Origin of the sequence: Faecalibacterium sp. An58 (assembly GCF_002161515.1) — a bacterium.
GTDB classification, from domain to species: Bacteria; Bacillota; Clostridia; order Oscillospirales; family Ruminococcaceae; genus Faecalibacterium; species Faecalibacterium avium.
Genome location: NZ_NFHX01000030.1, coordinates 16,628 through 27,732, shown reverse-complemented (window position 1 = coordinate 27,732; position 11,105 = coordinate 16,628). Strand labels below are relative to the sequence as shown.

Here is an 11,105-nt window from a genome sequence, read left to right as displayed (position 1 = left end):
CAAGCATCAACGATGGCCCGCAGTCCCTCGGTGTAAATATCCGGGCCGTACTGCTGGAACTCCTTGAGGGCGGTGCTGACGCAGATGATCTTGTGGCTTGCGCGGACATGGTCGGTGCCAAGCTGTAACCCTGCCGCCTCAGTAGCGGCAAGGAAAGCGTGAGATTCGGCGTCCTGGCCCACCAGTTTGGCCCGCAACTTTGCGCCTGCACTCAACGGCGTGGATGCACCGGTCTGCTCGGCAAACACGAGGGCTTCTTCCTCTTTGGTCAGGTCGGTATAGACGCGGCAGACGATGGACAGGTCCTTTCCGCCGTTGAGAGTCTTGAGACCCACGATGGTGTGCTGGCCGTCGATCACGATGTACCTCCCGTCCCGGTAGCTGACCTTGGGCGGGTTGACGATAATGCCGTTGAACTCGGCCACCATCCGCTTGACCTTACTCATCTGCAGCCTGCGCTGGTACTCTGCGGGGATTTCCAAGAACGCGCTGTTGATGGCAATCTCTTTATAGGGATAAGTTTTCAATCTCATTCGGTCCGTTCCTCCATTTCTTTTAAGTAGTTCATCAAATCGTGGACGATCTTCCCGACCGCAGCGCGATTGCCGGGGTCGGTAAATAGGTCGGGATAATACTGGAAGGTCTGCTCCCACCGCTCTTTCAGGCTGTCCGCTGCGGCCTCGATCTCGCAGAGCATATCGCTGCCGGTGGCCAACTGCTTGGCGTGATACCGGCTGGCCGCGATTTCCAATAGCTGCTGGTTGTCGATCTTCACCGGTGCGGGTAGTTCGGCTGTTTCTTTTTCAGCCTTTTTCTTCTTTTGAGGCTTACGAAGTTCAGCCACCAGTGCGGGCCGCTCCTCCTCCGGGGCCTTGGCGATGGCCGCCACAGCCTGTTCCGTGGGTTTGATGCTGCCGGAAAGAATTTCCTGCTTGATGCCAGGACTGGCTTCTTCCGCGGCATCTACGCCTTTGGCATAGCCTGCCGCATTTTGAACAAATCCTTCACTGACTTTGGCTTCTTGTGCGATAGCAGCGCGGGTTTGGTGTGAGGAAATCAACGGACAGATTTTGTCCGTTGATTTGTCGGGGCTTTTTCGATTCCCTCCATGCGCCTGTTTCTCCGCCTCATACCGCTGGCCAATCAAATATTTAACCTGCTGTGGGGTCAAATTTCGCCTCCCAAGTTGATTTCTGCAAATCCAGACGATGGCTTCATAGCGATTGGCGAACTCCTTTTCCAGCACGGTGTACTTGATCTCTGGGTGGTTTTTCAGGATCGCAAAGCGGTTATGGCCGTCTACGATCAGGCCGTTCCAGACGATCAAGGGGTTGAGGATTCTGCCTTCCTCCAGGATGTTGGTCTCCAGCAGATTCAATTCCTCAAAAGTCAAAGGCGGAATTTTGCTTTGAAATTCGGGGTCAATCTTCAGCCGTCGCAGCATACGCTTTCGCCTCCCTCCGGGTCGGGTTCCTGTGAGCCGCGGGCTGAACGTAGTAGTCGAACCCATAGCGGGTCTGGCAGTAAGTACAAGTATCCTTGCTGCGCTGGCGCAGGTCTGCGCGGCGCAATGTCGCGCGCTTGGCATCCTGGAAGGAATGCAGGCAGACCGGGCACAGCGTAATCAGGGATGCGGTATTGAGGTTGCGCGTGTAGCTACGGCTCATAGTTGACCTCCAATCTGTTTATAAGTTGTTGGTTGATATAAAAAGCCCACCGTTTGGAATCTTGCTATTCCGGGTGGCGGGCTGAAATTTTGTTTGGGTTTCCCTCCCCCATTTGTCCTCGACGCCCCGGGGAGGGTTGGGAGCCTTCAGGCGGCGGATTTGCACCGCTCCATTGGCATTTCAGCCACCCCGCCTTCTTTGTGGCCGGGCCGCGAGTTACGGAAGTATCATTGTCTGGAAGTACCTGAAGGCTGCTTATTCACTTTTCAAGGAACTTTTGCTTTGGATGACTCCCCGTTTGGGGGAGGCCCTTGCTGTGACTTTATGATACATTAGAAATTTTCGCTGCGGGAGTGACTGGTAGACCCGGTTACCGTGTCTCTCAGACACGGTAGTGGCAGCAAACTATAGTGAATTTTTGATACTTTCCAGGATTTCAATGGCTTGTAAAACCTCTGCACGAATGGTTTTGTTTACTGAGGTTCTACCTAAAACAAGATGATCTAATGTCACTTCAAAGAACAGAGACAGATCTACCAGCAAGTCGATGGAACAGGCTCTCCGACCGCGTTCAATGGCCCGCAGATGATCGGTAGTAATACAAATTTGCTCAGCAAGCTCCATTTGGGTAAGCATTTTTTCTTCCCGCAGAGCCTTAACTCTCTTTCCGCATTCCATTGCATCGAAACGCATTGTATTATCCTCCAGATTTTGACATGTGTTGGCGTGCAAAATCCGAAGGTCAGGGGTATCTGGCGATATACGTCTCCCAGTGCTGGCGCATATGTCACTCCTGTGGGGCGACGGAAGCGACAACCGGAGAGCAAACAAAAAAGGCCGACAGACAGCCGCAATTTCCCTAAAGGAAATCGCTTCCGTCTGCCGGCTCGTCCGGCCTATAGCCGGTTCAGTCCTATCGAACAAACTTTTGACTCCCGAATTCCGTCCTTGAGGGCTATACCCAATTCGACGCAGATACGGTATGTCTCATTTTCTATTCAGTTTTGGCAAGTAGACTTGAGGTCGAGTATCAGGAGGACTCCCCAAAATGGACTGACGCCCGAACCACGGACATCTTGTCCTTCTCCATGTGAATGACCCAGTGGCGGTTACACTTGGGGCATTTTTGCAGCCCGGTGACGATGATCTTCCCGCACATGAGGCGCGTTCCGCATTTGGGGCAGTTGGAAACATTCAAGTCTGTTCGCAGCTCTTTTTGCATGATGTTGACCTCCTCGTTGTCAGGAAATAGTGAATCTAGTTTCAGGTAATAGGCTCTCTCAATTCACTATAATGAATCAAGATATTGCAAAAAGTATATCATATATTCTTTTCACCTGCAAGAGAAAATAAGGTTTCTATTCTTTGCAATGATAACTACGTATACATGAGCGGAGTGCAATCTCAAAAATAATACGATATATAGTCGCTTTCTCACAAGTATTGGCAAAAGTGTCTTGCTTTCATTTTTTGAAAGTAACTTTCTTAATGCGTTGTTGCATATCGTTTCACAAATGTTATGCTTTTTATACAAATTCCTCAATACTTTGCTATTCTCAGCATTCGATCAAGGAGATGTTATCAAATGAAAAAAGTTTCACGCCGCAGTTTTTTGCGTGGCTCCGCCCTGGCCGGTGCAGCAGTCCTGGCCAGCGCTGTGCCAGTTCCTGCGATGGCAACCAGCACAGTGGCTACCGGCATGACAGAACAAGAAAACTGTCTTGATCAGATTGGCACGACGGTCGCGTCGCTGGGCAATACTTCGCCCACTCTGCCCGCTGTAGTCGGCCTTCCCCGCGGGTATGTCATGGGCTACCGCGACAACGGTATCTACACCTTCCGCGGCATTCCCTACGGCACGCATCAGCGTTTCAAATACGCAACGCCGGTCGAGAGCTACGGCACCGCGGAGCAGCCCACCAACGCCCTGACCAACGGCTCGGTCTCGCCCCAGAGCAACACCCAGACACAATACTATAATGTGTTTGCATCCGCAGCCTTTATGACGCCGTCCGAGTCCGATATGTTCAGCACTGAGAGCCAGTGCCTCAACCTGAACGTCTGGACCGACACCCTCGACCCGGCGGCCCGCAAGCCGGTGCTGGTCTTTATCCATGGCGGCGGACTGCAGAGCGGCTCGGCGCTGGAACTGAAGATTTACGACGGCAAATATTTCGCCGGATATACCGACTGCGTCTTCGTCTCCACCAACGCGCGGCTGAATTATGTGGGTTATATGGACCTAAGCGCCCTGGGCGGAGACGCCAACGTGGGGATCGCCGACCTGGTGCTGGCCCTGCAATGGGTGCGGGACAACATCGCGGCTTTCGGTGGCGACCCCGGCAATGTAACCATCCTGGGCCAGTCGGGCGGCGGTACCAAGGTGACAGCGCTGGCTTCGGCCCCGGCTGCCCAGGGATTGTTCCAGAAGGTCGTCTATGTCAGCGGCGGCGTGGCCAGCGGACGCAGCCCCGAACAGGCTGCACAGAATGCGTATCAGCTGGCCGATTATGTCCGGACGCAAGTCAACGGCATGGCAGATGCCAGCGACAGCGAAGTTTTCAGTTATTTGCAGTCGGCTGATTACGACCAGCTGGTCGCTCTGTGTGAGGGTGCCGGAGCAGATTACCAGCTCACCACCGGCTCGCCCTATTTCCAGGAGAATTTTTATAGCGGCAGCGGCCTGAACGCCGTCGCCGCCCAGTACACCTATATGATCGGCAGCGTCTGGGCAGAGATGGGCGGCAACAACTCTGCGGATGCTGTCCTGTACTCCCGTCCGGACGATGCCAAGTGCAACCTGTCTGCGGCCCAGCAGGAGGCGATCATGCGGCAGATGCTGGGCAGCAACTATGACCGTGCGGCGGAGCTGTTTGCCGCAGCCTATCCGGGGCACGACCTGTACGATCTGCGCTCTCTGATTTCTTTTGCAAGCAATGATGTGACGGCCCATGCGGCGGCCTCAGCCCCTGCGGTCTATGAGTATCTGGTGGCCTACACCATGCCTTATTTCGGCGGCATGACCATGACCCACACGTCCGATCTTGGACTCTGGTTCCATTCGGTGGATGCGGTAGCCTACCAGATTGCCGGCGACGAGGCCAACGCCCACCATCTGTCGGACCAGATGGCCAGCGCTCTGGCCGCCTTCTGCGCCTATGGCGACCCGTCTACCCGGCGGCTGCCGTGGGACCCCTACACAGCTGCCGCGCCCCGCACTATGGTTTTTGACGTGCGCAGTACCTGCAAGGACAGCAGTTTCGACGACGAACTGCGAACTCTTCTACATAGATAACTTTATTCGTTTCATCTACCTCTTCTGTTAACTGAAGCCATCTTCAAACTGCTCCTTGCAGAGGGCCGCGGCCTCATGCCTGTGTGTGAAGCCGCGGCCTTGCTTTGCAGGGAGTAATAACCCTTGGGTTTAAGCACAGTAACCAAACGATACTTCTCTTTTCTTCCAAAATCCTGTACAGTAAGTGCAAGAGGTGAGAAGCGTCGTGATCCCATCGAATTACCCGGAGCGCACCGGCAAACACTTTATCCGCTACTGCAACCGGCAAACGCCACAGAGCGGCGACATCAGCATTGCGGGCGCTATTCTGCAACACACCGGGAACATTCTCGAACTCTCGCAGGAGCGGCTCTCCGCCGAGGCACACCTGTCCGGGGCGTCGATCAGCAGGTTCATCCGCCGGTGCGGGTTTGAAAGTTTCCAGAGCTTCAAAAACCAGTTTGAGCGTTTTCTCTCCCAGCGCAGCTTGCGGCGTTCCAAGCACTTCCTCGCCGCCTACCATGACCAGTCCGACATGGATGTTGGCCGGCAGCTCTACGATGACGCCGTGCAAAATCTGAAGGCCACCATGGACGATCTTCCTCTGCCGCTGCTGGAGCAGACAGCCCGGATGATGTGCCAGAGCCACACCGTCTATCTGGTGGGGGACGGCCGGGACCTGTACTGCTTTTACTCCCTGCAGCTCGACCTGCTGTGCAGCGGCCGGGCAGCCTACTTTTACAATGTGGACGAGGTCAGCAAGCACACCATGCCGCCGATGGACAGCCGGACGCTGGTGCTGTTGCTCTCGGTCAACCCGTTCTGGTACCACGAGGAGATTGCCAGCCTCTGCGATGCAGCCCGCAAAGCGCGTGCCTGCACCGTCCTGTTCACCCAGGGCAGCCCCAGCGAAGACGTCAAGGCCAATTTCTGCTGCCGCTATGGGCGGCCGGGCAGCGTCAACGACGGCTACTACTCGCTGTACTTTCTGGCCCAGCTGCTCAGCGTTTTGTTTTACCGCGCCCAGTGACATCCCGCACTATGGAAGTCTCTCCGGTGCTCAGCCGCCGGAGTGTCTGTACAAAACAAAAGAAAGAAGGACGAATCATGGCAAGTAAGTACGACGGCCTGGCCCGCATCATCATCCAGAATGTGGGCGGCAAAGACAACATCGTATCTCTGACGCACTGCATCACACGGCTTCGTTTCAAGCTCAAGGATGAGAGCAAAGCCAACACCGAGGTGCTGAAGAACACCGACGGCATCGTCACCGTCATCCAGTCGGGCGGACAGTATATGGTGGTCATTGGCAACCAGGTGCCCGAGGTCTACGACGCTGTTTGCGCGGTGGGCCACATCGCCCCGGGCGGCGCGGTGAACGAGGACGGCACGGCGGCGGCAAACGGCGACGCCCCCGTCCGCAAACAGAGTCCGATTGGTGCGTTCGTCAGCATCGTCACCAGCGTCTTTACCTCCTGGCTGGGCTGCCTGGCCGCCTGCGGCATCATCAAGGGCGTGCTGGCCCTGCTGGTGGCGGTGGGCGTCATGGATGGGGCCGGCTCCACCTACAACATCCTGTACTCTCTGGGCGACTGCTTTTTCTACTTCATGCCCATCCTGCTGGCCTACACCTCGGCCAAAAAGTTCGGACTGCCCGAGATGGAGGGCATGATCATCGGCGCGGCCATGCTCTATCCTTACCTGCTGGGCAGCTCCGCTATGGCGCGGGACACCCTGTTCGGCATCCCGGTCATCATGCCGGCGTCGGGCGATTATACCTCCAGCGTCATCCCCATCATCTGCGCGGTAGCCTTCGCCGCCTGGTTTGAGCGTCTGTACGCCAAGTACATCCCCGAGGCCATCAAGCTGTTCGCCGTGCCGCTCATCACCTGCACCGTCACCTTCTGCCTGACTTTGTGGATCATCGGACCCATCGCCTCCCTGCTGGCGCAGGGTCTGAGCGCCCTTTTTGCCTTCCTGAACAATGTCAGCGGCATCCTGATGGGCGCCGTGGTGGGCGGCCTGTGGCAGGTGCTGGTCATGTTCGGCCTGCACTGGGCGCTGGTGCCCCTGGCCATCACCGATGTGGCCACCAGCGGCAGCACCTTCCTGCTGACCGGTATGCTGGCCACCACCTTTACCCAGACCGGCACGGTGGCCGCCATCTGGTTCAAGACCAAGAGTTCCAAGCTCAAGAGCCTCTGCCCGCCGGCCTGCATCTCCGCCTTTGCGGGCGTCACCGAACCAGCCATCTACGGCATCACCCTGCCCAAGAAGACCCCCTTCATCGTGAGCTGCATCATCTCGGCGGTAGCCGGCGGCGTGCTGGGCGCGTTCCACGTCATGCAGTATGTCATCGGCGGCCTGGGCGTTTTCTCCTGGCCTGCCTTCGTGAACACCACAACCAACGACGCCAGCGGCATGGTCGTCGCCATCATCGTCTCCCTGGCGGCCATGGTCGCAGCGTTCCTCGTTACGCTTTTCACCTATCGTGACGAACCAGCCCAAAAGGCATGAGTTCGTTCACGCTCTGCATCTATCCATTTTCCGAACGCAAAGGTGCGGTACGCTGGTACTGCGCCTTTGCGCTTTTTTCTTGACAGCGTTTGTGAAAATCCTTACAATATTTTCTGTAAACACGAACAAGGGAGGGCAGCTTGTATGTATAACCCGCAGCTTGAGACCTTCCTCTGCGTGGCGGAGGCGGGCAGCTTCAACAAGGCGGCCGAGCGGCTGTATATCTCGCCGCCGGCGGTCATCAAGCAGATCAACCTGCTGGAGGAGAGCCTGGGCCTGCAGCTCTTTGTCCGCACCCACCGGGGGCTGCGGCTGACGGCCGCCGGGCAGAGCCTGCGGCAGGACGCGAAATACATCATCCAGTACTGCAAGGACTCGGTGACGCGGGCGCGCAACGCCATGCAGGAGAGCAAGAACGTCATCCGTATTGGCACCTCCCCCATGACCCCCGCCCAGGTGCTGGTGGATCTCTGGCCCCGGCTGCAGGCCGTTTGCCCGGGCATCAAGTTCCAGCTCGTCCCTTACGAAAACACCCCCGAAAACGCACGGGAAATACTCGCCAATCTCGGCCAGAACATCGACGTGGTGGCCGGCATTTTCGACGAGACCATGCTCGCCCTGCGCAGGTGCGCCGGGCTGGAGCTGTCCCGCGAGCCGATCTGCTGCGCGGTGTCGGTCTACCACCGGCTGGCCGCCAAGGAGCGGCTCACCGTCCGGGACCTCTACGGCGAAAAGCTGATGCTCATCAAACGAAACTGGAGCCACTATGTGGACCTTTTGCGAGACGAATTGTGGAAAGAGCACCCGCAGATCGAGATCGTGGACTTCGACTTCTACAACACCGACGTCTTTAACCGGTGCGAAAATAACAACTGCGTCCTGATGGCGGTGCCGCGGTGGCAGTACGTCCACCCCCTCTTGAAAATTCTGCCGGTGGACTGGGACTACACCATCCCCTACGGGCTGCTCCACGCGCCCGAGCCTTCCCCCCTGGTGGCCCGCTTTCTGCAGGCGGTGGCCAGCACCGCCCGGGAGATCCCGGCACTGTAAAGCCCAACGTTCACACTGCATAACCAATCGAGACTTCTGCTGAGGTCTCGATTTTTTTATAATAAGGGCAGGAACGAACCCCAAGACCACCCAAAGGAGGCATGATTCTATGAGCGTTTTCCGCAGCAATTTCCTGTGGGGCGGAGCAACCGCCGCCAACCAGTGCGAGGGTGCATGGAATGCCGACGGCAAGGGGATGTCGGTGGCAGACATCTGCACCGGCGGCAGATACGGTCAAAGCAAGCGGATTACACCGGTATTGGAAGAAGGCGCGTTCTACCCCAGCCATGAGGCCATCCGGCACTACGACCGCTTCCGAGAGGACATCAAGCTCTTTGCCGAGATGGGCTTCAAGTGTTACCGCTTCTCCATCGCCTGGACCCGTATCTTCCCAAACGGCGACGAGACCGAACCCAACGAAAGCGGCTTACGTCACTACGACGAAGTGATCGACGAGTGCCGCAAGTATGGCATCGAACCCCTCATCACCATCAGCCACTACGAGGTCCCCTTTGGCCTGACCAAAAAGTGCAACGCCTGGGTCAGCCGGGAGATGATCGGCTACTTCCTCAACTACTGCCGGGCCATCTTCACCCGCTACAAGGGTAAGGTCAAGTATTGGCTGACCTTCAACGAGATCAACAGCGCCGTCGCTCCGATGGGCGCGCTGCTCAACCAAGGCATTTTGAACGACCTCGAGCATCCCACCGAGTTCATGCACCAGCCCGACATCCCGCAGCAGCGGTTCCAGGGACTGCATCATCAGTTCATCGCCAGCGCCCTGGCGGTGCAGATGGCCCACGAGACCGACCCTGATTACCGCGTGGGCAGCATGATGATCTATTCGGCCAGCTACCCGCTGACCTGCAAGCCCGCCGATGTGCTGGCCAATCAGAAGTACAACCGGCTGTACAACTACTACTGCACCGACGTACAGGCCCGCGGCGCCTATCCCGCCTACGCCCGCCGCCTGCTGGATGAACTGGGGATCAAGCTGGAGATACAGCCCGACGATGCAGAGATCCTGCGCAGGGGCACCGTCGATTTCATTACCTTTTCCTACTATATGTCCTCCTGCCAGAGTGCCGGCAAGTCCGAAAGCGGCGAGGGCAACATCCTCGGCGGCGCACCCAATCCCTACCTCAAGGCCAGCGACTGGGGCTGGCAGATCGACCCCGAGGGACTGCGCTACGCGCTGAACGACCTATACGACCGGTACGGCAAGCCGCTGATGGTAGTGGAGAACGGCCTGGGTGCCAAAGATGAACTGCTGCCCGACGGCACTGTCCGCGACGACTACCGCATCGACTACCTGCGCCGCCACATCGAACAGATGAAAGAGGCAGTCAAGGACGGTGTGGACCTGATGGGCTATACCCCCTGGGGCTGCATCGACCTGGTATCGGCGTCCACCGGCGAGTACGCCAAGCGGTATGGTTTCATCTATGTCCGCCGCTACGACGACGGCACCGGCGACTTCGCCCGCCTGCGCAAGAAGTCTTTCTACTGGTACAAGCAGGTCATCGCAACGAATGGCGATAACCTGGGCTGAGGGCCGGCCGATGAAACGGAGATGGATAGCAGCCGTTCTGGCAGCCTGCTGCCTGGCCGGGTGCGGGGCAGCTTTTAGCGCCGCCAGCGAATACGATGCGGCCAGCATCCAGGTCGCGCCCATGGGAGAGGAGCCGGTACAGGTGACAGTCAGCAGGCCGTTTACACAGGACAGCCGCATCGAGGAGGTAACCAGCGACCCTGTGTTTGGGGACTCTGGGCGGCTGCTGTTCCCGGTGGACGAATGGTACATGAGCGGGGACACGCTGGGGCAGCTTCAACTGACCTGGTACAGCCACATCGACCCGGCCGAGACGGTGGAGATCGTCAACACCCTCCATGAGCGGGCAGCCAACGGCGAGACGGTCTTTTATGACATTTACACCGACGAGGAAAAGACGGCTGACCCCGCCAAGGCCGATACTGGACTATTCTTTTTCAAAGGCGAACCGGGAGCACGATTTGCCGTCTGTAACGCAGGGGGCGGGTTCGCCTATGTGGGGGCCATGCAGGACAGCCTCCCCCACGCATTGGAGCTGTCCCGGCGGGGATACAACGCTTTTGCCCTTATCTACCGGCCTGGCGCGCAGACCGCCTGCGAGGACCTGGCACGGGCCATCGGTTTCATCTTTGAGCACGCCGATGCGCTGGAAGTGGATACCAGCTGTTACTCCCTCTGGGGCGGCTCGGCTGGCGGCCGGATGGCTGCCTGGCTGGGGACTTATGGGCCGACAGCTTTCGGCGGAGACGACCTGCCACAGCCCGGCGCCATCGTGATGCAGTACACCGGTCACAGCGAGTACAGTGAGGCCGACCCGCCTACCTTCGCCTGCGTGGGGGAGGCCGACGGTATCGCCAGCTGGCGCACCATGCAGCGCCGGCTGCAGGCCATGAGTGCCCTCGGCATCCCCACCGAGTTCCACCATTATCCCGGCCTGCCTCACGGCTTCGGCCTTGGGACCGGCACGGTGGCCGAAGGGTGGCTGGATCAAGCCGTTGCATTCTGGGAGGCACAAATGTGAGCCTCCCTCACCCTATACATTTTA

11 protein-coding genes are annotated in these 11,105 nt (G+C 57.9%); 6 read left to right on the top strand and 5 right to left on the bottom strand.

What is annotated here, in order from left to right; all coding sequences use genetic code 11:
* The 5 genes from B5G12_RS12435 to B5G12_RS12415 form a co-directional block, all read right to left on the bottom strand.
* The coding region (locus B5G12_RS12435; protein WP_343286641.1) for a DUF6551 family protein at nt 1–533 on the bottom strand (533 nt) is incomplete at its 3' end.
* Nucleotides 530–1,444 carry a ParB N-terminal domain-containing protein gene (locus B5G12_RS12430; protein WP_144064149.1) on the bottom strand — a complete coding sequence of 305 codons (915 nt, stop codon included), beginning with the start codon at nt 1,442–1,444 and terminating at the stop codon, nt 530–532. The genes B5G12_RS12435 and B5G12_RS12430, both read right to left, overlap by 4 nt.
* A complete protein-coding gene (locus B5G12_RS12425) occupies nt 1,422–1,667 on the bottom strand; it encodes a hypothetical protein (protein WP_204245682.1) in 246 nt (81 codons plus the stop codon). The genes B5G12_RS12430 and B5G12_RS12425 overlap by 23 nt, the downstream gene beginning before the upstream one ends.
* Before the next feature lie 405 nt (nt 1,668–2,072).
* Nucleotides 2,073–2,360, bottom strand: a complete 288-nt coding sequence (locus tag B5G12_RS12420; protein WP_087325166.1) for a helix-turn-helix domain-containing protein — start codon at nt 2,358–2,360, stop codon at nt 2,073–2,075.
* Nucleotides 2,361–2,697: 337 nt separating this feature from the next.
* Nucleotides 2,698–2,889 carry a hypothetical protein gene (locus B5G12_RS12415; protein WP_087325164.1) on the bottom strand — a complete coding sequence of 64 codons (192 nt, stop codon included), beginning with the start codon at nt 2,887–2,889 and terminating at the stop codon, nt 2,698–2,700.
* 363 nt (nt 2,890–3,252) lie between these two features.
* Between B5G12_RS12415 and B5G12_RS12410 the strand changes: the two genes are divergently transcribed.
* From B5G12_RS12410 to B5G12_RS12385, 6 genes are all read left to right on the top strand, one after another.
* On the top strand, nt 3,253–4,962 hold the full coding sequence (locus B5G12_RS12410) for a carboxylesterase family protein (RefSeq protein ID WP_158099723.1): 1,710 nt from the start codon (nt 3,253–3,255) through the stop codon (nt 4,960–4,962).
* A 205-nt stretch (nt 4,963–5,167) separates the two neighbouring features.
* Nucleotides 5,168–5,971: a MurR/RpiR family transcriptional regulator gene (locus B5G12_RS12405; RefSeq protein WP_158099722.1), complete on the top strand. Its 804-nt coding sequence runs from the start codon at nt 5,168–5,170 to the stop codon at nt 5,969–5,971.
* 77 nt (nt 5,972–6,048) lie between these two features.
* Complete coding sequence (locus B5G12_RS12400; protein WP_087325158.1) at nt 6,049–7,458, top strand: PTS transporter subunit EIIC; 1,410 nt, start codon at nt 6,049–6,051, stop codon at nt 7,456–7,458.
* A gap of 144 nt (nt 7,459–7,602) precedes the next feature.
* Nucleotides 7,603–8,508 carry a LysR family transcriptional regulator gene (locus B5G12_RS12395; RefSeq protein ID WP_087325156.1) on the top strand — a complete coding sequence of 302 codons (906 nt, stop codon included), beginning with the start codon at nt 7,603–7,605 and terminating at the stop codon, nt 8,506–8,508.
* A gap of 109 nt (nt 8,509–8,617) precedes the next feature.
* The gene (locus B5G12_RS12390) at nt 8,618–10,060 is read left to right on the top strand and encodes a glycoside hydrolase family 1 protein (protein ID WP_087325154.1); all 1,443 of its coding nucleotides are present in this window, start codon (nt 8,618–8,620) and stop codon (nt 10,058–10,060) included.
* A 10-nt stretch (nt 10,061–10,070) separates the two neighbouring features.
* Nucleotides 10,071–11,081 (top strand): alpha/beta hydrolase, encoded by a 1,011-nt coding sequence (locus tag B5G12_RS12385; protein WP_343286640.1) that lies wholly within the window; start codon nt 10,071–10,073, stop codon nt 11,079–11,081.
* The last annotated feature ends 24 nt before the right edge of the window (nt 11,082–11,105 follow it).